This is a genomic window from Streptomyces sp. NPDC015131 (genome assembly GCF_043079975.1).
Taxonomy (GTDB): Bacteria; Actinomycetota; Actinomycetes; order Streptomycetales; family Streptomycetaceae; genus Streptomyces.
Genome location: NZ_JBIBVB010000001.1, coordinates 338106 through 359632, shown reverse-complemented (window position 1 = coordinate 359632; position 21527 = coordinate 338106). Strand labels below are relative to the sequence as shown.

20 protein-coding genes are annotated in these 21527 nt (G+C 74.4%); 12 read left to right on the top strand and 8 right to left on the bottom strand.

Going from position 1 to position 21527, the window contains the following annotated elements:
* Positions 1 to 64: 64 nt before the first annotated feature.
* From ACF08D_RS01385 to ACF08D_RS01375, 3 genes are read right to left on the bottom strand one after another with little or no spacing between them, the layout of a single operon-like run.
* Positions 65 to 2635, bottom strand: a complete 2571-nt coding sequence (locus tag ACF08D_RS01385) for a polynucleotide kinase-phosphatase (RefSeq protein WP_392220390.1) — start codon at positions 2633 to 2635, stop codon at positions 65 to 67.
* Entirely contained in the window at positions 2632 to 4146 is a 1515-nt protein-coding gene (locus tag ACF08D_RS01380) for a 3' terminal RNA ribose 2'-O-methyltransferase Hen1 (RefSeq protein WP_392220389.1), read from the bottom strand. The genes ACF08D_RS01385 and ACF08D_RS01380 overlap by 4 nt, the downstream gene beginning before the upstream one ends.
* Positions 4147 to 4202: 56 nt before the next feature.
* A complete protein-coding gene (locus ACF08D_RS01375; RefSeq protein ID WP_392220388.1) occupies positions 4203 to 5126 on the bottom strand; it encodes an LLM class F420-dependent oxidoreductase in 924 nt (307 codons plus the stop codon).
* A 226-nt stretch (positions 5127 to 5352) separates the two neighbouring features.
* On the opposite strand from ACF08D_RS01375, the gene ACF08D_RS01370 reads away from it, so the two are divergent.
* The 11 genes from ACF08D_RS01370 to ACF08D_RS01320 all read left to right on the top strand — a co-directional run bounded on the left by ACF08D_RS01370 (position 5353) and on the right by ACF08D_RS01320 (position 16493).
* Complete coding sequence (locus ACF08D_RS01370; RefSeq protein WP_392221221.1) at positions 5353 to 5616, top strand: hypothetical protein; 264 nt, start codon at positions 5353 to 5355, stop codon at positions 5614 to 5616.
* 341 nt (positions 5617 to 5957) lie between these two features.
* Positions 5958 to 6125: a hypothetical protein gene (locus tag ACF08D_RS01365; RefSeq protein ID WP_392220387.1), complete on the top strand. Its 168-nt coding sequence runs from the start codon at positions 5958 to 5960 to the stop codon at positions 6123 to 6125.
* 226 nt (positions 6126 to 6351) lie between these two features.
* Positions 6352 to 7938 carry a radical SAM protein gene (locus ACF08D_RS01360; RefSeq protein ID WP_392220386.1) on the top strand — a complete coding sequence of 529 codons (1587 nt, stop codon included), beginning with the start codon at positions 6352 to 6354 and terminating at the stop codon, positions 7936 to 7938.
* A gap of 144 nt (positions 7939 to 8082) precedes the next feature.
* Entirely contained in the window at positions 8083 to 9951 is a 1869-nt protein-coding gene (locus ACF08D_RS01355; protein WP_392220385.1) for a carbamoyltransferase C-terminal domain-containing protein, read from the top strand.
* 88 nt (positions 9952 to 10039) lie between these two features.
* Positions 10040 to 10999, top strand: a complete 960-nt coding sequence (locus ACF08D_RS01350) for a phytanoyl-CoA dioxygenase family protein (protein WP_392220384.1) — start codon at positions 10040 to 10042, stop codon at positions 10997 to 10999.
* Positions 10992 to 12287 carry an MFS transporter gene (locus ACF08D_RS01345; protein WP_392220383.1) on the top strand — a complete coding sequence of 432 codons (1296 nt, stop codon included), beginning with the start codon at positions 10992 to 10994 and terminating at the stop codon, positions 12285 to 12287. The genes ACF08D_RS01350 and ACF08D_RS01345 overlap by 8 nt, the downstream gene beginning before the upstream one ends.
* Before the next feature lie 3 nt (positions 12288 to 12290).
* Positions 12291 to 13226 (top strand): NAD(P)/FAD-dependent oxidoreductase, encoded by a 936-nt coding sequence (locus ACF08D_RS01340; protein ID WP_392220382.1) that lies wholly within the window; start codon positions 12291 to 12293, stop codon positions 13224 to 13226.
* 47 nt (positions 13227 to 13273) lie between these two features.
* Positions 13274 to 14191 carry an SGNH/GDSL hydrolase family protein gene (locus ACF08D_RS01335; RefSeq protein ID WP_392220380.1) on the top strand — a complete coding sequence of 306 codons (918 nt, stop codon included), beginning with the start codon at positions 13274 to 13276 and terminating at the stop codon, positions 14189 to 14191.
* Complete coding sequence (locus tag ACF08D_RS01330) at positions 14188 to 14394, top strand: hypothetical protein (RefSeq protein ID WP_392220379.1); 207 nt, start codon at positions 14188 to 14190, stop codon at positions 14392 to 14394. The genes ACF08D_RS01335 and ACF08D_RS01330 overlap by 4 nt, the downstream gene beginning before the upstream one ends.
* Before the next feature lie 79 nt (positions 14395 to 14473).
* On the top strand, positions 14474 to 16315 hold the full coding sequence (locus ACF08D_RS01325; RefSeq protein WP_392220377.1) for a carbamoyltransferase: 1842 nt from the start codon (positions 14474 to 14476) through the stop codon (positions 16313 to 16315).
* Positions 16293 to 16493: a hypothetical protein gene (locus tag ACF08D_RS01320; RefSeq protein ID WP_392220376.1), complete on the top strand. Its 201-nt coding sequence runs from the start codon at positions 16293 to 16295 to the stop codon at positions 16491 to 16493. Before ACF08D_RS01325 ends, ACF08D_RS01320 begins: the two co-directional genes overlap by 23 nt.
* Positions 16494 to 16502: 9 nt before the next feature.
* On the opposite strand, the gene ACF08D_RS01315 is transcribed toward ACF08D_RS01320, so the two are convergent.
* The 5 genes from ACF08D_RS01315 to ACF08D_RS01295 all read right to left on the bottom strand — a co-directional run bounded on the left by ACF08D_RS01315 (position 16503) and on the right by ACF08D_RS01295 (position 19882).
* Complete coding sequence (locus tag ACF08D_RS01315; protein WP_392220374.1) at positions 16503 to 17129, bottom strand: class I SAM-dependent methyltransferase; 627 nt, start codon at positions 17127 to 17129, stop codon at positions 16503 to 16505.
* A gap of 141 nt (positions 17130 to 17270) precedes the next feature.
* On the bottom strand, positions 17271 to 17741 hold the full coding sequence (locus ACF08D_RS01310; RefSeq protein ID WP_392220373.1) for a DUF6099 family protein: 471 nt from the start codon (positions 17739 to 17741) through the stop codon (positions 17271 to 17273).
* A gap of 125 nt (positions 17742 to 17866) precedes the next feature.
* Positions 17867 to 18247 carry a nucleotide pyrophosphohydrolase gene (locus ACF08D_RS01305; RefSeq protein WP_392220371.1) on the bottom strand — a complete coding sequence of 127 codons (381 nt, stop codon included), beginning with the start codon at positions 18245 to 18247 and terminating at the stop codon, positions 17867 to 17869.
* Positions 18244 to 19410 carry an AAA family ATPase gene (locus ACF08D_RS01300; RefSeq protein ID WP_392220370.1) on the bottom strand — a complete coding sequence of 389 codons (1167 nt, stop codon included), beginning with the start codon at positions 19408 to 19410 and terminating at the stop codon, positions 18244 to 18246. Before ACF08D_RS01300 ends, ACF08D_RS01305 begins: the two co-directional genes overlap by 4 nt.
* A 73-nt stretch (positions 19411 to 19483) precedes the next feature.
* Entirely contained in the window at positions 19484 to 19882 is a 399-nt protein-coding gene (locus tag ACF08D_RS01295; protein WP_392220369.1) for a cell division protein SepF, read from the bottom strand.
* 332 nt (positions 19883 to 20214) lie between these two features.
* Here ACF08D_RS01295 and ACF08D_RS01290 point away from each other — a divergent pair, with 332 nt between their 5' ends.
* Entirely contained in the window at positions 20215 to 21480 is a 1266-nt protein-coding gene (locus tag ACF08D_RS01290) for an ABC transporter substrate-binding protein (RefSeq protein ID WP_392220367.1), read from the top strand.
* The last annotated feature ends 47 nt before the right edge of the window (positions 21481 to 21527 follow it).

Genomic DNA, 21527 nt, shown 5'->3' with positions numbered 1-21527 from the left:
GGGGCCGGAGCCGGATGCCGGATGCCGGGAGCCGGAGCCGGGGGCGGGAGACGTGCGCCGTCGGTCAGAGCCGGGGGTCGACCGGCTCGGACTCCAGGGCGAGGACGGCGAACACCGCCTCGTGCACCCGCCAGAGCGGCTCGCCGTCGGCGAGGCGGGCCAGCGCCTCCAGGCCGAGGGCGTACTCGCGCAGCGCGAGGGACCGCTTGTGGCCGAGGTGGCGCTCCCGCAGCCGGGACAGGTTCTCCGGGCGGGTGTACTCCGGGCCGTAGATGATCCGCAGGTACTCCCGGCCCCGCACCTTCACCCCCGGCTGGACCGGCCGGCCCCTGCCGTCGCGGACCAGCCCGGCCAGCGGCTTGACGACCATGCCCTCGCCGCCCGCGCCGGTCAGCTCCAGCCACCAGTCGATGCCCGCGCGGACCGACGCCTCGTCCCCGGTGTCCACCACCAGCCGGCGGGTGCCCTGGAGCAGGCCCGACGGATCGTGCTCCACCAGCCGGTCCAGCCACGCCAGCTGGGTGTCGTGCGGGACGTCCGCGAGGCTCCGCCCGCGCGCCGCGAGGATCTGGAACGGCGCGAACCGCACGCCCTCCAGCCCCTCGGTGTCCCAGCAGTAGCGCCGGTACGCCTCGGTGAACGCCGCCGCGTCCGCCGCCCGTTCGCGCTGCGCGGCCAGCAGCCCGGACACGTCCACGCCCCGGCCCACCGCCGCCTCCAGCGCCCCGAGCGCGCCGGGGAACACCGCGCGCGACGCGGCGCCGACCGCCGCGTACTGCGAGCGCAGCAGCCCCGACGCCTTCAGCGACCAGGGCATCAGCTCCCCGTCGAGCAGGAGCCAGTCGCCGCCCTCGCCGGGGCCCGCGAGCTCGTCCCACAGCCCCGCCGCCCCGATCGCCGCGCGCAGCCGGTCCAGTACCTGTTCGGTGACCCGCTCGTCGGCGAAGAACGGCCGGCCCGTACGGGTGTAGAGGGCGCCGGCCGGCCCGGTCACACCGAACGCGCGGTGCGCCGCGTCCGCGTCCCGGCACACCAGCGCCACCGCCCGCGAGCCCATGTGCTTCTCCTCGCACACCACCCGCTGCACCCCGTCGGCGCGGTACTGCGCGAACGCCTCCGCCGGGTGCTCCAGGTAGCCGTCCAGCCGGGACGTCGGCGTCGGCGCCATCGTCGGCGGCAGGTACGGCAGCAGCCTCGGGTCGACCGCGAACCGGCTCATCACCTCCAGCGCGGCGGCGGCGTTCTCCTCCCGTACGCCGACGTTGCCCGCGTACCGCGTCTCCACGACCCGGCGCCCGTGCACATCGGCCAGGTCCAGCGGCCGGCCCTGGTGCCCGCCGGGCGCCTCCGTGGCGAGCGGCCTGACCGGCTCGTACCAGACACGCTCCGCCGGTACGTCGACCAGCTCGCGCTCCGGCCAGCGCAGCGCCGTCATCCGCCCGCCGAACACCGCGCCGGTGTCCAGGCAGATGGTGTTGTTGACCCAGCTGGTGCTGGGCACCGGTGTGTGGCCGTACACCACGGCGGCGCGACCCCGGTACTCCTCCGCCCACGGGTAGCGCACGGGCAGGCCGAACTCGTCGGTCTCGCCGGTGGTGTCGCCGTACAGCGCGTGCGAGCGCACCCGGCCGGAGGTGCGGCCGTGGTATTTCTCGGGCAGTCCGGCGTGGCAGACCACCAGCGCGCCGCCGTCGAGGACGTAGTGGCTGACGAGCCCGTCGATGAAGGTCCGCACCCGGTCGCGGAACTCCTGGCTCTCGCTCTCCAGTTGGGCGATCGTCTCGGCCAGGCCGTGGGTGCGCTGCACCTGGCGTCCCTTGAGCCAGCGCCCGAGCTTGTTCTCGTGGTTGCCGGGGACGCAGAGCGCGTTCCCCGAGGCGACCATGCCCATGACCCGGCGCAGCACACCGGGGCTGTCCGGGCCCCGGTCGACGAGGTCGCCGACGAAGACCGCCGTGCGCCCGTCGGGGTGCCTGCCGTCCTCGTACCCCAGCTTGGCGAGCAGGGTCTCCAGCTCGGAGCTGCACCCGTGGATGTCACCGATGATGTCGAAGGGGCCGGTGAGGTGCCGCAGGTCGTTGAACCGCCGCTCCCGCACCACCTCGGCGGTCTCGGCCTCCTCGACGCTCCGCAGGACGTGCACCTTGCGGAAGCCCTCGCGTTCCAGGCCGCGCAGCGAGCGGCGCAGTTCGCGGCGGTGGCGCTGGACGACGTGCCGGGGCAGGTGCGCCCGGTCCGGGCGGCCGGCGTTGCGCCGTACGCAGACGTCCTCGGGCATGTCGAGGACGACGGCGACGGGCAGGACGTCGTGCTCGCGGGCCAGCCGGACGAGCTGCCGGCGGCTCTCCGGCTGGACGCTGGTGGCGTCGACCACGGTGAGCCGGCCGGCGGCGAGGCGCTTGCCGGCGATGTAGTGCAGGACGTCGAAGGCGTCGCCGCTGGCGCTCTGGTCGTTCTCGTCGTCGGCGACGAGCCCCCGGCAGAAGTCCGACGAGACGATCTCGGTGGGCCGGAAGTGCTTGCGGGCGAAGGTCGACTTGCCGGAGCCGGTGGCGCCGACGAGCACGACGAGGGAGAGGTCGGGGACGGGGAGCCTGCGGGTCCCGCCGGTGGTCGTGGGCGTGGTCTCGGTCATGCGGCCTTCTCCTCCTTCGCGGTCGTGGTTGTGGTTGTTGCGGTTTCGGTGGTGGTGGGCGCGTCCGTGGCCGGGGCGGTGCGGAACACGGCCATCTGGGTCGGCGGCCCCACCTCCGGGTCGTCCGGGCCCACGGGGACGAACTCCACGCCGTAGCCGTGGCGTTCGGCGACACCGTGCGCCCAGGCGCGGAACTCCTCGCGCGTCCACTCGAACCGGTGGTCGCCGTGCCGGACGTGCCCGGCGGGCAGCGACTCCCAGCGGACGTTGTACTCGGAGTTCGGCGTCGTCACGATCACCGTCGCGGGCCGCGCCGAGCCGAACACCGCGTACTCCAGTGCGGGCAGCCTCGGCAGGTCGAGGTGCTCGATCACCTCGCTGAGGACGGCCGCGTCATAGCCCTTGAGCCGCTTGTCGGTGTACGTGAGCGAGCCCTGGAACAGGGAGACGCGCGCGGCCTGCCGCTCCCCCATCCGCTCCAGCCGCAGCCGGCGCGCGGCGACGGTCAGCGCCCGTACGGACACGTCGACGCCGGCGACCCGGGTGTACCGGGGGTCCCGCAGCAGCGCCTGGACCAACTGGCCCTGCCCGCAGCCCAGATCGAGGACGGTGGCCGCACCGGCCGCGTCCAGCGCCCGGAGGATCGCCTCCCGCCGCCGCTCGGCCAGCGGCACCGGCCTCTCCTCGGTGTCGGTGGCCTCGTCCACGGCGTTGTCGACGTCCTCGACGCCCAGGTCGTCGGCCTCGGCGAGGCGGACCAGCTCCAGGCGCTCCATGGCCTGCCGGGTCAGGCCCCGGCGGCGCGCCAGGTACCGGCTGGTGATCAGCGCGTGCTCGGGGTGGCCGGCCAGCCAGCCGTCGCCGGCCCGCAGCAGCTTGTCCACCTCGTCGGGCGTCACCCAGTAGTGCTTGGCGTCGTCGAGGACCGGCAGCAGGACGTACAGGTGCCGCAGTGCGGCGGCGAGCCGCAGCTCCCCCTCCAGCACCAGCCGTACGTAACGGGACTCGCCCCACCCGGGGAAGCGCTCGTCCAGCGCCACCGGCTCCGCCTCGACGGAGGTCCAGCCCAGCGGGCCGAACAGGGCGCGGACCAGCGGGGCGCCGCCCCGCGCGGGCAGCGCGGGGATCTCGATCCGCAGCGGCAGCGGCCGGGCCGCCCGCTCGGGAAGCGCCGCGCAGGTGCCGCTGAGCGCGGTCCGGAAGACCGAGCCCATCGCGACGGCCAGCAGCGACGACGCGGCGTACGGCCGGTCGTTGACGTACTGGGCGAGCGCCGTGTCCGGCGTACCGCTCCGGCCCTTGCCCCGGCCGCGCCGGACGAGCGCGACGGGGTCCACCTCCAGCAGGAGCGCGGCCGTGCAGCGCTCGTCGGACGCCTCCGGGTAGAAGACGTGCGCGGTGCCGTGCGCGGTGGAGAACGCCTGCGCCCGGCCGGGATGCTTGTGCAGCAGGAAGCCCAGGTCGGTGGCGGGTCGGAGCGGGTCACCGGTCGTACTGATCGTCATGAACACCCGTCCGAGTATTGCCGTACGGGCACGGGCCGACCAGCGGATTTCGCGCGTGCGGGTCAGTCGAGCTGGGGCATCACCCGTGACGCGATCAGCTCCAGGTGGGCCAGGTCGTCCAGGTCGAGCACCTGGAGGTAGATCCGCGAGGACCCGATCGCGGCGTACCGGCCGATCGTGTCGACGACCTCGTCGGGCGAGCCGGCGAGGCCGTGGGCCCGCAGCTCCGCCACCTCCCGGCCGATGGCCGCCGCCCGGCGGGCCACCTGGGCGTCGTCCTCGCCGACGCAGACCACCAGGGCGTTGGAGTACACCAGGTCGTCCGCCGCCCGCCCGGCCTCCTCGGCCGCGGCCCGGACACGGCCGAACTGCCGCGCGCTGTCCTCCGGGGACACGAACGGGACGTTGAACTCGTCGGCGAACCGGGCGGCGAGCCGGGGCGTACGGGTCGCCCCGAGCCCGCCCACCAGGATGGGCACCTTCGGCTGCGCGGGCTTGGGCAGCGCGGGCGAGTCGGTGAGCCGGTAGTACCTCCCGTCGTACGAGAAGGTGTCCCCGGGCTCCGTGGACCACAGGCCGGTGACGATGGCGAGCTGCTCCTCCAGGCGGGCGAACCGGGCCTTGGGGAAGGGAATGCCGTACGCCGTGTGCTCCTCCTCGAACCAGCCCGCCCCCAGGCCCAGTTCGATCCGGCCGCCGGACATCCGGTCGACCTGGGCGACCTGGATGGCCAGCACGCCCGGCAGCCGGAAGGTCCCGGCGGTCATCAGGGTGCCGAGCCGGATCCGCCGGGTCTCCCGGGCCAGCCCGGCCAGGGTGATCCAGGCGTCCGTGGGGCCGGGCAGCCCGTCGGAGCCGCCCATGGCGACATAGTGGTCGGAGCGGAAGAACGCGTCGAAGCCCAGGTCCTCGGTGGCCCTGGCGACGGTGAGCAGGGTGTCGTAGTCGGCCCCTTGCTGGGGCTCCGTGAAGATGCGGAGGTCCATGGCCCCATCCTGCACGGGTCCCCGCCGTCAACCCCGCTCTCCCGGCCGGGTGATCTTCGCGGAACCGGCGTCCGCTCACGGCCGGGCCAGTGACCCGTGGCCCGCGCCCCTCGTTGGCCCGGCGGTGCCGGACCGCCCGGCCCGCGCGCCGGCGGCGGTTGCCGGTGCGTCGTTCTCTCTTGCCGCCCGCCCCCGGCCGGGGCGGGCCGGGGCCGAGGAGGCCGCCATGTCCCAGGAAGCCGTGCCCGAGCAGATCCTGCCGGAGCACCCCAAGGGCCTGCTGCAGCAGATGGAGGAGTTGATGGCGGCGCTGACCGCCGACCTGACGCGGCTCGACGCCGACCTCCAGGCGTCCGCCGACCGGCTCCCGCCCTCCGGCTCCTCCGCTCCCCCGGCACCCCCGGCGCCGCCGGCTGCTCCCCCGGTGCCCTCCGCTCCCCCGGTGCCGCCCGCCCCGGACGCCGGGGCGCCGCTCGGCCGGGGCCGGTAGCCCCGCCGGGCCGCCCCCGCCGCCGTACCGCGGCCGGGGGCGGCTCGGCCCCGTCCCGTACTCCCGGGCTGGCCGGTTCTCGCCGGTTCCCGCCGCGCGCTCGCGCCAGGTCGGAACAGTCCGGACAGGGCGGCGAGCGCCCCGCCGGAATTCCGATCAAGAAGACATTCCGCCGCATCACCGGTTCTGCCTGGGAATTCGGAACGGCCGAAGATCCCATTTCCCGCACCGCGCCGCGCGCGGGGATTCGGCGTCAGCATGTCCTGATGCCGACTTATCGCCCCTCCTTTCCTCTGCTTCAGTGGACCGCGTTGTGTCCCGCACCGAAATGAGGAGGCCACATGGCCGAAGTCAGGAAGGTCGCCCGTCCCGCGGTCACCGCGTCGACGCGGCCCTGCGCGTTCGTCTCGCCCGACAAGGGCAACGCGCCGACCATCACGCCGGTCCGCAAGCAGGCGGAGAGCGGCACCGCCCCCACCGGGCAGCGGAAAGAGTCCACCCCCGCCTGACGTGCGTCGTCAGGGTGACGCCCGCGGGCTCCCCGGACGGTCCACGCGCCCACGGGCGGACGGGGCCCCGACGGCACGACCCGGGCTCCGGGACTGATCGGGGCTCGTCCGGCGAACCGCCCCCGGGGCGTCCGGCCGCACCCACCGGGCCCGGCCCGCGTCCCGGGGGCCACGCACCGCACCGTGCCGTGCCGACAGCCGCGAGACGCAGGGAGAATTGTTCAGCATGCAGAATTCGGTGTATCAGTCGTCGCGCTACGTCCGCACCCTGCGCGCCGCGGGCGACCGGGATTTCACGTCCTTCGGCGGGCGTCTTGGATCATATGAGGGCGACGAGCCGACCATGGCCTTTCACTCGCTCTACGGGAATGCGCGGATCATCGACAAGGACGTGGTGGAACTCCTGCGGGACGCCTCCCGGGGCCTCAGCGTGGAACGGCTGCGGGAGCGGGTCGACGACGACGCCCTGCGGGACCTGGTGGAGGCCCGGTTCCTGGTCGAGGCCGGGCACGACGAGGCCCGGGAGATCGACGATCTGCTGAAAAGCCGTCAGGAAGTGCTCGGGACCGGGGTGTTCCACTCCTCCATCCAGCTGGTGCTGACCAACGCCTGCAACTTCTCCTGCCAGGGCTGCTTCGCGTACAACTTCGACGGCGGCGTGGAGGAACGCAACACCTCCGGCGAGTCGGTGAAGCCCGGCCCGGTGCTGGTGGAGCTGCGCCGCTCCCGCGAGGACAGCGGCCCGGCGGCCCGTACGGACTCGGGACCGACGCTGGCGCGGGGCGACTGGAACCAGGGCTCGGACTCCGGCCGCAACCCGTCCATGCACATGTCGCACGCGGTGGCCGAGAAGACGGTCAAGGAGGCCATCGCGCTGCGGAAGGCCAACGGCGGCGGCCACCTCAGCGTGTCCTTCTTCGGGGGCGAACCCACCCTGGCGCGCGGGACGATCCTGCACGTGCTGCGCACCTTCGGCGACCGGTACGACGGGGTGAGCCTCTCGTACGACATGACGAGCAACGGCTCCCGCATCGACGACGAGCTGCTGGCGGCCCTCGCCGCGCACCGGGTCGACACCACGGTCTCCATCGACTACCTGGTGCCGGAGACCGGCGAGTTCCGCGGCGGTCAGCAGCAGCGCACGCCCTGGCCGGTGGTCCGCAAGGCGATCCTCGACATGAAGGCCGCCGGCGTCCCGGTCAGCATCACCACGGTGCTGTCCCAGTACACCTGGGAGAAGTGGGGCACCCCGCTGATCGACTTCGTCGCGGAGGCGGGTCTGGACACCCTGGACGTCATCGTCTCCTTCCAGGCCAACGAGTTCTTCGCGCGGCACAGTCCGCACGACGTCGCCCGGCGGCTGCTGGACGCGGTCGACTACGGCCGTGAGCGGGGGGTGCAGCTCAGCGGCTACTGGTACCAGACCTTCCAGATGATCATCGACGAGGCCAAGTGGGCCGAGCAGGCCGACTACAAGACCTGCCCGGCGGTCGGCCGGCAGCTCTCCATCGAGCCCAACGGCAGTGTCTTCGCGTGCAAGGCCACCGCGCGGTCGCTGGGCACCATCGACGACTGGCGGGGCATCTTCACCTCCCCCGCCTACCAGGACTACGGCATGCGCGCCTACACCAACGGACCGGGCTGCCAGGGGTGCGAGCTGCAGGGCACCTGCTCGGGCGGTTCGGCGGGCGCGCTGGAGGAGGAGAACGGGTCGATCCAGGTGATGTCGCCCGGCTACTGCGCCTATATGCGCGAGGTGGTGCAGGGGCTCCTGGAGCGGCACCACGCCAAGAGCCTCACGGCGCTGTCATGAGCGGGTCCGTGACGCGGCGCGGGCCCGAGGCGCCGTACGGGTCCGGCGCCCCGTACGGGCCTGGGATGCGGCGCGGGTCCGGGGTGCCGCTCCGGTCCTGGGTGCCGCTCCGGTCCCGGCCGGCCGGGGAGGGGTGACCGGTCCATGGCAACGATCGGCATGCACTTCGGCCATGACGCCGGCGCCGCCCTCACCGACGCGGACGGCTACCGGGTCGTCGAGGCGGAACGCCGGCTGCGGCTGCGCCATGTGTGCGGCGGCAACGGCGGCTTCCCGGAGGCCGCGGCGCAGTGGCTGGCGGAGCTGAGGGCCGGGGCGGCGAGCCCGGTGACCCGGGTCGCGGTCGCGGACTGGTACACCCCGGTGTGCCGGGTCCTGCCCCCGGCGCTGGTCGAGCTGGTCAACGAGGACGCGCGCTGGACGGCCCCCGGCGGGGCCGGGCTCGCCGACGCGGTGACCCGGGTGATCAAGCCGGTGGACTGGCCGCTCGCCGAGGGCCTCGGGGACATCACGCTCGTCGCCGTACGTCACCACTACGCCCACGCCGCGCTCGCGTACTACACCTCCGGCGCCCGCAAGGCGCTGGTGCTGGCCCTGGACGGGACCGGCAACTACGCCGAGTGCGGCATGGTCTGCCTCGGCGACGGCGACCGGCTGACGCCCGTGATGTCCTTCACCAACCGGGGCGGTCCGCGCTTCGGCCTGGTCTACGAGGCGCTGGCGCGGCGGGTGCACGGCAGCCAGTTCGACACCGGCAAGCTGCTCGGCCTCGCGGCGACCGGCGCGAGCGACCCGGCCCTGCTGCCGGTGCTGCGCGCCATGCTGGTCCCGCAGGCGACCCGGTGCGCCTCCCCCGACCTGTACGAGCGGCTGGACGAGGACCGGCTGGCCGGCTCGGCGCTGCGGTACGCCGACACCTGGTGGGAGTACGACCCCGTCAGCGGCGGCTATCTGGACGCGGGGCTCGCCGACTCCTCGGACGACGACGTGGTGCACTCCTACGGGTCCGTTTTCCCGGACGAGATCCGCACCCCGGACGGCCGGACCACCCTGGTGGGGACCTCGCCCGACGAGCGGGTCTGCCGGGACCTCGCCGCCACCCTGCAGGCCGCCGTGGAGCGGGACCTCGTGCGGCTGGCGACCGGGATCAGCGAACGGTTCCCGGGCTACTCCACGCTCTGCTACGCGGGCGGCTGCGCGCTCAACATCACGGCGAACAGCGGCCTGGTGGAGTCCGGGCGGTTCACCCGGGTGTCCGTCCCCACCTGCTGCGACGACTCGGGCGTGGCCCTGGGCGCGGCGCTGGCGGTGGCCGATCCGTCCGAGCGCCCGGCCCCGGCGGGCCGTTCGGGGTGGGCGCGGCTGGCGTACGCGGGGCCCCCGCTGGAGGGGTGCGACGACCGGGCGGAACCCGGCGGGATCACGGCGCGGCTCGCCGCCCTCGGGCTCACCGGGCGCGGCTGCGCCGACGACGGTGAACTGGTCCGGGCGGTCGCGGACCTGCTGGCCGGGGAGCGCTGCGTGGCCTGGCTGGACGGCGGCCTGGAGACGGGCCCCCGGGCGCTCGGCCACCGCTCGCTGCTCGTGTCGGCGCACTGGGACGGTGCCCGGCGGTACGTGTCCCGGACCATCAAGGGCCGCGAGTGGTTCCGCCCGGTCGCGCCGATCTGCCCGGAGGAGGTCGCCGACCGGTTCTTCAGCGGCCCCCTGGACCACACCGAGAGCATGCTGTTCGCGGTGCGGGTGCGGCCCGAGGAGGCGCACCGGCTCGCCGAGGTGCGGCACATCGACGGCACGGCCCGCCTCCAGACCGTACGGCCGGACACCCACCCGCTGCTGCACCGGCTGTGCCACGCGGTGGGCGACCGGACCGGGCTGCCCGTGCTCATCAACACCAGTGCCAACGGAGGGGGCATGCCCATCCTGAACCACCTCGACCAGGCCCTGGAACTGCTGGCGGAGACGGAGCTGGACGCCGTGGTGCTGCCGGGCCGCCGCCTGATCGTCGAGTGATCCGCGCCCACCGTCAGGTGTCCGGCGGGCGGTGCCGAACCCGGCCCGCCCGCCCCGTCCCCGTACCGGCGTCCCCTGGAGAGCGCACGTGCCCGACAGCCCTGCCACCCCCGACACCCCCGACAACTCGCCGTCACCCGCCCCTCGTTCCGACACCCCGCTGCGCGACATCCGCAAGACGCGGCCGCTGGGTGTCCTGACCCCCGCCGACTGGACGCAGTGGACCGAGCAGGGCTATGTGATCGTCCGCCGGGCGGTGCCGCCCGCGACGGTCGCCGCGCTCGTGGACGGGCTGCTCTCCTTCCTCGACATGCGCCCCGACGACCCCTCGACCTGGTCCTCGCCGCACACCGGCAACGACCGGCTGCCCGGCCACAGCGGGCTGGTCGAGATGTACAACCACCAGGCCCAGTGGGACGCGCGCCAGACACCCCGGGTGCACGGGGCGTTCGCCGACATCTGGGACCGGGAGGACCTCTGGGTCACCATCGACTTCGCCAACGTCAACCCGCCCAACCGGGGCGAGCGGGCCTTCGGGGGGTTCGTCCACTGGGACGTGGACACCTCCGCCGACCCGCTGCCGGTGACCTGCCAGGCGGTGCTGTCGCTGACGGAGGGCGACGAGGAGATCGGCGGCTTCCAGTGCGTGCCGGAGATCTTCGCCGAGTGGGACAAGTGGCTGAGCCGGCAGCCCGCCGGCCGGGACCCCATCACCCCCGACATCTCCGGCTACCCGGTCACCACCCCCGAGGTCTCCCCCGGCGACCTGATCATCTTCAACAGCCTGCTGCCGCACGGCGTCCACCCGAACGTCTCCGAGCGACGGGTGCGCATGGCGCAGTACCTCACCATGGCGCCCGCCTGGGAGGACGACCTCGCGCTGCGCGAGGCCCGGGTCCGGTTCTGGCGGGACCGCGTCCCGCCCCACCCGCCGGAGGGCGGGGTGCGGAAGGTGGAGGCCGAGCTGTACGGGCCGGCCCGGCTGACGGAGCTGGGTGAGCGGCTGCTCGGACGGCGCGGCTGGCACGGAGGGAGCATCGTTGGCTAGCACCACCTCGCCCGGCACCCGCCCGCCGGGAGGGGCGGACCTCGGCCGCCCGTTCCGCTGGCTCTGGGCGTCGGCCGCGGCCTCCAACGCGGGCGACGGCATCACCCGGACGCTGCTGCCGCTGCTGGTCGTCGCGCACCACCCCGACCCGGCGGCGGTCGCCGGACTGACCGCCGTGAACATGCTGCCGTGGCTGCTCTTCGCGCTCCCGGCGGGTGTCCTGGTGGACCGGGCGGACCGCAGGCTCGTCGTGCTCGGCAGCAACGCGGTCCGGGCCGCTGCGCTGGCCGGGGCGGTGCTCGTCCTCGCCCAGGACCGGCCGCTCGCGCTGCTGTACGCCCTCGCGTTCGTGCTGGGCATCGCCGAGACGCTGGCCGACACGGCCGCCCCCGCCATGCTGCCGCGCCTGGTCGGCGAACGGCAGCTGGAGCGGGCGAACGGCCGGCTGTCGGCGGCGCAGATCGTGCTCGGCGACATGGCCGGGCCGCCGCTGGCGGGGCTCCTCGCGGGGCTGGCCGCCGCGGCGGCGCTGGCCGTGGGCGGCGGGCTGTACGCGCTGGCCGCGCTGCTCCTGCTGGGCCTCGCCCCCCTCCCCCGGGCGGCGGGCACGCCCCGGCCGGTGCGCGGCGGCGGGGTGCTGACAGACATCCGGGAGGGCGTCGGCTTCGTGCTGCGCCACCGCGTGCTGCGCCGGACGCTGGCCGCGAGCGGCCTGTACGGGCTGGTCTTCTCGGCCACCTTCTCGATGCTGGTCCTGCTCAGCGACCGTACGCTCGGACTGAGCGGCACCGGGTACGGGCTGCTGCTGGCCGCCGGGTCGGTCGGCGCCGTCGTGGGCAGCTGGCTGGCGCCCCGGGCGGCGGACCGGCTGCCGGCCGTGCGGCTGGCCCGCTGGTCGCTGGTGGCGTCCGGGCTCGCGTACGCCGCGCTGGGCGCGGCCCCCGGGCCCGTACTCGCCGCGCTGATCCTCGCCGCGAACGGTGTCTTCATGATGGGCTGGAACATCCCGGTCGTGTCGCTGCGCCAGCGGCTCACCCCGGAGGACCTCCAGGGCCGGGTGATGAGCGTCGCCCGGTTGTGCTCCTGGGGCAGCATGCCGCTCGGCGCGCTCCTGGGCGGGCTGCTCGCCGAACTCCTCTCTGTCCGCGCGGTGTTCGTGGTCTGCGGCGCCGTCTTGGCCGTGGGTGCCCTGCTGCTGCTCGCCCCGCTGCGCGACGGTGACCGCGTGACTCCCATCGATCAGCGTCCGACCGATCAGAGTCCGACCGACCTACCCGACAAGGGGTGACCATTGGACACGCAGCTCTACGACACGGTGATCGTCGGCGGCGGCCCGGCCGGCCTGAACGGAGCGCTCTACCTGGGCCGTTCGCGCCGCCGGGTGCTCCTGATCGACTCCGGTGACGCCCGCAACATGGCCGCCGGGGTCATGCACAACGTCCTCACCAACGACGGGGTGGACATCGCCGACTTCCGCGCCCGCTCGCGCGCCCAACTCGGCGCGTACGACGTGACGTTCCGCGACGACGAGGTGGTGTCCGCGCACGGCGAGGACGACCATGTGGTGGTCACCACCAAGGAGTCCGGCACCTTCCGCGCCCGCACCCTGCTGTACGCGGCGGGGGTGCGGTCCGTCCTGCCCCCCGTACCGGGCATCGCGGACCTGTGGGGGAAGTCCGTGTTCGAGTGCCCGTACTGCCACGCCTGGGAGGTGCGCGAGCGGCCTTTCGCGGTGTACGGGGGGACGGTGCCGAGCGAGTGCCTGGCGTCGACCCTGACGGTGTGGTCCGACGACATCACCTACCTGCCGGGCCGGCGGGAGCTGCCCCGGGACGAGCGGGACCTGCTGGCCGCGGCCGGGGTGCCGGTCCGCGCGGGCGGGGTCGCGGGGCTGGAGCCGCACCCCGACGGCGTACGTGTCGCGTTCGAGGACGGCGGCGGGGCGCAGTACGGGGCGCTGTTCCTGCACCTCGACCTGGAGCCCCGTACGGAGCCCCTGCGGCCCTGGATCGACACGCCGGACCTGGAGTCGGTGCAGACCGACGACCGGGGCCGCACCAGCGTTCCCCGGCTGTATGTGGCGGGTGACCTGGGACGCAATATGCAGCAGGCGGCGATGGCCGCGGCCAGCGGCGGGCTGGCGGCCATGGCGGTGAACGCCGACCTGATCCGCGAGGACCGGCCCGGCTCCCTCCCCGCGCCGCCGCCCCCGGCCGCGCCCCGCTGAGCAGCCGTCTCCGTGCCGTCCGCCCACCGATGGGAGCCCCGCGAACGATGACCTCACCCCGCGCCCAGTACGCCCCGCACATGGAGCACTACACGTTCGTCCTGGAGGACCAGCCGTACCTGGGCTACTTCCAGTACGGCGGCGAGAAGACACCCGTCTACCGCACCGACCGGCACGGCTTCCGGGTCACCCCCGGCCCCGGCGGGCAGTGGGCCACGGTCGGCGACGACCGGCCCGAGGGCCCCGCACGCCTGCTGGCGGGCAGTTCCGCCGTGTTCGGCGTCGGTGCCACCGGTGACGCCGCCACCGTCGCGGCGCGCCTGTGGAACGCGTACGCCCCGCGGCTGCCGTGGCTGAACTTCGCCGGGCAGAGCCACAATTCGGCACAGGAGCTGCTGCTGTGCACCCTGTTCCAGCACGAGCTGCCGCCCGTCGAGGAGATCGTGCTGCTGTCGGGGGTGAACAATCTGGTGCTCAGCAGGCTGCCGGAGGAGAAGCAGGGCCGCCACGGCGCCTTCTTCGACTGCGGTCCCGCCCCGGACGTCGTCCCTCCGCCGGAGCGGCGGGTCGCCCACGCGACGGAGCTGACGTTGCGTCACCTGCGGGGCTGGAAGCTGCTCGCCGACGGCATGGGCGCGCGGCTGTCGTTCGTCCTCCAGCCGCTGGCGCCCTGGGTGCGCGAGGAGCCGCTGCCCCGGGAGCGGCTCCTGTTCGAGGAGCTGGACGAGGTGTCCAACTTCCGCCGGTTCCACCACGACATCTCGACGATGGCGGTCGGCCGCTCCTACGCGCGGCAGCTCGCCGCCGGGTGCGCCGCGCTGGGCGTGCCGTTCCTCGACATGAACGTCACCCTCGGGGAGGCCGCGGCGCCGGAGGACTGGCTGTTCATCGACCGGGTGCACTGCACGGACCTGGGGTACGACCTGGTGGCCCGGCAGCTGGCGGCCCGTCTGGACCTGGCGTGACGGCCCCCGGCGAGGACCGGGAGCGCGGGGCCGGCCCCGCCCGGGCGGGCCGGCGCCTGCTGGCCCGGCTGCGGGTCCGGAAGCGCGCGGCGCCCCCGCCCGCGCCGGACCGGGCGCCCGACCCGCCTCCGTCGCCGACGTCGCCATCGCGTACGTTGCGCCCGCAGCCCGGCGACGACGCCTCCGTCTACCCGCTCTTCTGACATGGCGGGGACGCGGGGCGACGGGCACCACCGGGGCGGTGGCGTGGACGGGGCCGGTGGGGTGGACGGGGCCAGTGGCGTGGACGGTCCCGTCCTGGGGATCTCGGCCTACTACCACGACAGCGCGGCGGCGCTGGTGGCCGGGGGCGCCCCGGTGGCCGCGGCGCAGGAGGAGCGGTTCAGCAGGCGGCGGCACGACCCGGCGTTTCCGTCGCGGGCCGTCGCCTATTGCCTGAGCGAGGCCGGACTGCGGCTGGACGAGCTGGCGGCGGTGGCGTTCTACGAGGATCCCGCGCTGAAGTTCCGCCGGGTGATGGCCACCTGGCTGGGCACCGCGCCCCGGGGGTTCCCCGTCTTCCGCCGGTCCTTCCCGCAGTGGGCCGGCTGGAAGCGGCGCGCCCTGGACGACGTACGGGCGCAGCTGCGGGAGCTGTCGGGTGCGGGGCCGCTGCCGCCGGTGGTGGCGCACCGGCACCACTTCTCGCACGCCGCCTCCGCGTTCCTGCCGAGCCCGTTCCCGTCGGCGGCGGTGCTGTGCGTGGACGGTGTCGGCGAGTGGGCGACGACAACGCTCTGGCACGGCCGGGGCACCGAGCTGCGGCCGCTGGCCGAGCTGCGCTTCCCGCACTCCCTGGGGCTGCTGTACTCGGCGTTCACCCACTTCTGCGGCTTCCGGGTCGACTCGGGCGAGTACAAGCTGATGGGGCTCGCCCCGTACGGCGAACCGCGCTGGGCGCCGCTGATCCGGGAGCGGCTGATCGATGTCAAGGCCGACGGTTCGTTCCGGCTCGACCTGCGGTACTTCACCTTCCAGTACGGCCGGACCATGACGGGCCGGGCGTTCGCGGAGCTGTTCGGCGGCCCTCGCCGGTCGCCCGAGGGGCCGCTCACCCAGCGGGAGTTCGACCTGGCCGCCTCGGTGCAGGCGGTGACCGAGGAGGTGGTGTCGCGGCTGGCCCGGACGGCCCTGGAGCGCACGGGCGAGCGGCGGCTGTGCCTGGCCGGCGGGGTGGCGCTCAACTGCGTGGCGAACGGGCGGCTCGTGGACGAGGGGGTGGCCGGCGAGTTGTGGGTGCAGCCGGCCGCCGGGGACGCGGGCGGGGCGCTGGGGGCGGCCCTCGCGGAGTCGTACCGCCGGGGCGGCGCCCGCGGGCACGTGGGGCGTGGCTCCGACGCCATGGCGGGCGCCCTGCTCGGCCCCGCGTACGGTACGGCGGAGATCGCCCGGTTCCTGGAACGGCGCGGGTGCCCCGCCGTACGGCTGCCGCAGCCGGAGCTGGTCGAGCGGGTGGCCGCCGAGCTGGGCGAGGGGAAGGTGGTGGGCTGGTTCCAGGGGCGGATGGAGTTCGGCCCCCGGGCGCTGGGCAACCGGTCGATCCTGGCCGACCCGAGGGACCCGGAGGCCCAGTCGACCCTCAACTTGAAGATCAAGTTCCGGGAGAGCTTCCGGCCGTTCGCCCCGGCGGTGCTCGCCGAGGACGCCAAGGACTGGTTCGACCTCCCCGGGGAGAGCCCGTACATGCTGCTGACCGCGCGGGTGGCGGCGGCGCGGCTCCGGGAGTGCGAGGCGGAGACCTGGGGCCTGTCCGGGCTCGACCTGCTGAAGGTGCCGCGCTCGGCGATCCCGGCGGTGACGCATGTGGACGGGTCGGCCCGGGTGCAGACGGTCTCCGCCGGGCAGAACGCCCGCTTCCACGCCCTGCTGACCGCGTTCCGGCGGCGGACGGGCTGCCCGGTGCTGGTGAACACCTCGTTCAATGTGCGTGGCGAGCCGATCGTGCGCGACCCCGCCGAGGCGTACGCCTGCTTCATGCGCACCCGGATGGACCTGCTGGTGCTGGGCGACTTCCTGCTGGACAAGCGCGACCAGCCGGTGTGGCGGGAGGAGGGCGACTGGCGTGCCGCGATCCCGCTGGACTGAGCGCCTCGGACAACTGGGCCTGGTCGTGCTGTACTTCGCTGCGCTGACCCCGGTCGGGTGGGCCGCCCGCGCCGTGCGCGATCCGCTGCACCGGGCCCGGGACCCGGACCGGGCGAGCTACCTGGAGCCGCCACCCCGGGGCGGGCCCGCGCGGCGCACCGCCGGGCGGTGGCGCTGAGCCTGCGGGTCAGCGCCCGCCCGGTGCGACGGCCGTGGTCACCACCACCCGGCGGGGGCCGAGGTCATGGACCCGGGAGACCGCGCCGGTGAAGCCCTGCGCGGTGATCCAGGCGTCGGCGTCCCCGGCGCCGCGCGGGAGCGGGACGTCCGCCGCGAGGAGCGCCGAGAAGCGCGCGGAGGGCCGGAAGTGCGTGACGGCCGGGAGGGTGAACCCCACGCGCCCTCCCGGCCGCAGCGCGCGCCGCCAGTCGGCCGGGGCCCGCCCGCCCAGGAAGTGCAGCGAGGACGCGCAGAGGACGACATCGAGGGAGTGGCCGGCGACCGGCAGCGGCACAGCGTCGGCGAGGCACCAGTCGATCGCCGCGCCCACCCCGGCGGCTGCCGCCCGCGACCGGCCTTCCGCGATCATGCCGGGCGACAGGTCGACGGCGAGGACCCGCGGCGCGGTGGCGGGACGGCTCCGCGCCAGCTGCAGGGCCACGGCACCCGCCCCGCAGGCCACATCGGCGACGGCCTCCGCCGGCCCGGGTCGCACCAGGTCCAACAGGGCCCGCGCGACCGCCTCGTGGTGCTCGTGGTCGTAACCGGACGCGAGGTCGTCGAAGACCCCGGCCAGGGCTGCGCTCAGCGTCATCGCCCGAGCCTACGCACGCCCACCCCCTCCCCGCGACCTCGCCCACCCCCGGCATCCGGCGCCCGAATCCCGACACCCGGTCCGGGGCCGGGCGGGGCGAGGGGCCGGACCCGGACGGGCCGGGGCCGGGGCGCGGGTGGGTCAGGCCGCGCCGGCCGAGGAGCCGGCGGCGTCGGGGGGTCTGGCCCGCTCCCGGAGGGCGAGGCGGCGGAGCATGCCGTGCACCCGGTCACCCGCCTCGTCCGCCGCGTCGATCGCCTCGATGCACTGCCAGTACAGCCCCTCCTCGTCGGTCGCGCAGGCGACGCCCACCAGCGCGATGCCCACCTCGCCGAGCAGCGCGCCCAGCCCCAGCAGCGCGCGGCGCACGTCGGAGATGCCCGTCAGCCGCAGTGCCCGCGCCGGGTGGTGGGGGCTCGCTCCTCCTCTGCTGCCTATCTCGCTGAGGCCCCGCGCCTCGCCCTTCAGCTCCACGGGGCCGTGCAGCACCAGATGGCTGCCGATCGCCTGCGCGAGCATCTGGGCCTGCCAGGCCTCTCCCACGATGTCCAGCTCCACCCGGCTGTCCGCCAGGGCGCGCCGGCCGGTCGCGATGAGCCGCTCCGCTTCCATGTACGCCGCCCCCGTTCGTACGACTGTCCGCCCATCAGTTCACTACCCAGAGTGAAGCTGAACCGACCCAAAAGCCAGGGGAATTCGGAAATCTGTGGACAGGAAGCTCAGTGTGGATAAGTGGATCACTCCGTAGAGTGACGATCCGGTGTCGGCGTGGCCCGCGCGGCCCGCCCCGGGGGCCTTCCGACCGGGAAGCGGACCTCATTGCGGTCGATCTTCGCGGACAGCGCGGCCAGCGGATCGACACCCAGCGACCCGCAGAACTGGAGCAGGTAGGCCAGCACATCGGCCACCTCGTCCCGCACCCGGTGCGCGGCCTCCGGGTCGTCCATCACCCGGGCCGCCTCCTCGGGCGTCAACCACTGGAAGATCTCCAGCAGTTCGGCCGCCTCGACGCTGAGCGCCGCCGCGAGGTTCTTCGGCGTGTGGTACGGCTGCCACTCCCGCGAGGCGGCGAAGTCGGCGAGCCTGCGCTGCAATCCCTGCACATCCAGTTCGGTCACGGGCTCAGGTCTACCACTGTCACCCCGGCCCGGCCCCGCGCGGCCCTGGCGCCCGCCTCGCCGACCGTACCCACCAGGCGCATGTGGCCGTCGGCGCAGATCTGGGCGGCCAGCGCGGCCAGTTCCCGCGTCTGGCGGCGGTCGAGCCCCCGGTCGAAGCCGTCCGCGAGCACGGTCAGGGTCTGCATCGCGGGCGGCACCTCGGCCACCGGGTCCATGGCGAGCACACCGGGCCCGGTGAGGAGCACCAGCGCGAGGGCGAGGTAGCGCAGCTCGCCCTCGCCGAGCCGGCCGACGGGCATGCCGCCCTCGGCGCCGCGCCCCAGCACCGCCCGCACCCGCCCGTCGGCCAGCTCCTCGACGTCCAGGTCCCGCACCGGCCCCGAGCAGCCGGCGCGGGCGACCGCCGCCAGCCGGGCGTGCCGCCGCGCACAGCCGGTCCTCGTGCGGTGCAGCACCTCCGCGAGGTTGTCGCAGCCGCGCCGCAGCCGCCCCTCGCCCGCCGGCACGGGGGCACGCATCCCCTGCGGCTGCGGGTCGCACGGGAAGACGGAGCGCAGGGCCACGACGACCTGTTCGGCGGCGGCGAGCACCTGGCGCTGCCCCTCCGTACGGCCCGACACGCGCAGCGGCAGCAGCGCGGTGCCGAGCCGGTCGCCGGGGAGCGGGGCCCGGGTGACGGGCACGGAGCCGGCGGTGTGCCACTCGGCCTGCACGGTGTCGCGCGAGGGGTCGCGCAGGGCCGTGGTGAGCAGGGTCCGCCCGTCACCGGTCCTGAGCCGCTCGCCGACCACACGCAGCTCCGGCACCACCTGGACGGCCAGGTCGAGCCGTACCGGTCCGGCCGGGCCGTCCACGGTGCAGCCGATCCGGAAGCCGCGCCGGCCCTCCGCGTCCGCCTCGGCGCGCTCGGGCACGCAGCCGACCGGGTCGGGGAAGGCGTCGGCGAGCGTGCCGCCCGCCCCGAGGAGCGCGAGCGCCTCGTACGCCTCCAGCGCGCTGGACTTGCCGGTGCCGCTCGCCCCCGCAAACAGCGTCACCGGCCCGAGGCGGAAGGCGGCGCCGCGGTGGGCCTTGTAGGCGGACAGCCGTAATTCCGTGACGGTGGGGCGGGCGGGGGCGGCGGTGGGCGGCGGCGTGGGCGTGGGCCGGGTTGCGTGCATGCCGGGACCGTACGAGGGCCCTGTCGTGCTGAACCGTTACGGCCGGGGGGCCTTCCTACGAACGAGGGAACCGTCAGGAATGCGGGACCGCGGCCGCGGCGGCGCCCTCGACCTCCGTGCCCGCCGGGGCCAGGAGGAAGACGTTCCGGTCGACGCGGTGCATCCCGCTGCCGAGCCCGAAGACCACACCGCTGCTGAAGTCGAGGATCCGCTTGGCGACGTCCGTGTCGGCGGCGGTGAGGTCCAGCAGGACGGGCACCTGGGCGATGAGGTGCTCGGCGACCTCGCGCGCGTCGGCGAAGACCTGGACCCGCAGCACGACCATCCGGCGCTGCTCGGCGGCCTCGTAGTCGTGCGGAACGGTGCTGTGGTCGACCCGGGACGGCCACTCGTTGCGCCCCCGCAGCGGGACGACCTGGGCCAGGCCCTCCCATTGTTCGTCGGTGACGTCGTACCTCTCGTACCTACTCATACGCCTATCCTCGCCTCCCTCACCCGTTCGGCCCAACTGCGACACGAGGCAGCGGCCGGAGCCCCTCGGAACGGCGCCCGTCCGGGCGGCCGGGGCCGGGCCGGCGCGGGCGACGGGGCCGCCGTCACTGACGGCCCGTCCGTCTCCCTGTCCGGAAACGGAGGTGACATGTCGTCCGAAAGAGTGGGGGGCGGGCCACAGTCCGGTCACGGGGGCCTGCCGGATGGCCACGGGCGGCGCGGTCGCGCAGCATTGACAGTGCAAAACAGCCCAGCTACTTTCGGCCCAGGCCGAAACTGTCCAGGTTTTGACAGGCCTTCCGGAGGCCCAGCATGAAGACAGGGTTCAAGCGCGCCACCGTTCCTCTCGCACTCCTCACCCTCACCGCGCTCACCGCGGCCGGATGCAACAGCGCCGACAGCGCCTCGGGGTCGAACAGGGTCACCGTCTGGATGTACCCGGTGATCATGGATCCGAAGGCCAACGCCACCTACTGGGACGGAGTCGAGAAGGGCTTCGAGACCGCGCACAAGGAGCTCGACCTCGCCATCGAGCAGCTGCCCTGGGAGAACCGCGACCAGAAGCTGGCCACCGCCTTCGGCAGCGGCAAGGGCCCGGACGTGGTGCTGCTCGGCCCGGACCAGATCCCCCAGTTCCAGGCGAACGGCGCGGTGCAGCCCGTCGACCGGGCCATCGAGAAGTCCCGGGCCGCCTTCCGCCCGACCGCGCTGGAGGCCATGACCCAGGACGGCAAGGTCTACGCGGCGCCGATCTACCACACCGTCACCAGCACCCTCTACAACAAGAAGCTGCTGGCCAAGGCGGGGATAAAGGAGCCCCCCGCCACCTGGGACGCGCTCCGGGCCGCCGCCCCGAAGCTGAAGCAGGCCGGCGTCGCCACGCTCGACTACTCCGCGAGCAACGAGGCCTCGCTCAACATGAGCTTCTACCCGCTGCTGTGGCAGGCGGGCGGCCGGGTCTTCGACGAGAGCGGCAAGAAGACCGCGTTCAACAGCCGCGAGGGCGTGGAGGCACTGACCTTCCTCGTCGACCTTTACAAGAGCGGCGCCGTGCCGAGGTCGGCGCTCACCAACGCCAACCTCTTCACGGACCACGCCCTCGGCAAGCAGCAGGTGGCGATGGGGTTCACCAACACCCCGTCCGACGCCGTGCTCGCCGGGCAGACCTGGGGCAAGGAGAACGTCATCGTCGGTCCCGCCCTCACCGGCCCCCGCAAGCAGGTCTGCTTCGGCATGCCGGGCGGCCTCGGCATCAACGCCCGGACGAAGAACCTGGCCGGAGCGGAGAAGTTCATCGCCTATATGACCGAGCCCGCGCAGATCGCCTCCATGGGCAAGGCGGGTGGCTTCTTCTCCCCGCGCACGGACGTCACCGTGCCCAACGACCACCCCTTCGCCAAGGAGTACGAGGCGGCGCTGGCGACCACCTTCCCCGGCGAGCCGCACCCGGCCGCGCGCCAGCTCATGGCGCTGATCACCCCGGAGATCCAGGCCGCGCTGACCGGGAAGAAGACGCCTGAGCAGGCGCTCGCGGCGGCGGCGAAGGAAGGCGACGACCTCCTGGCGCGGCAGCGTTGAGCCGGGTCGAGCCACGAGAGGCGTCCGAGGAGGAGCCGGAGTCCACG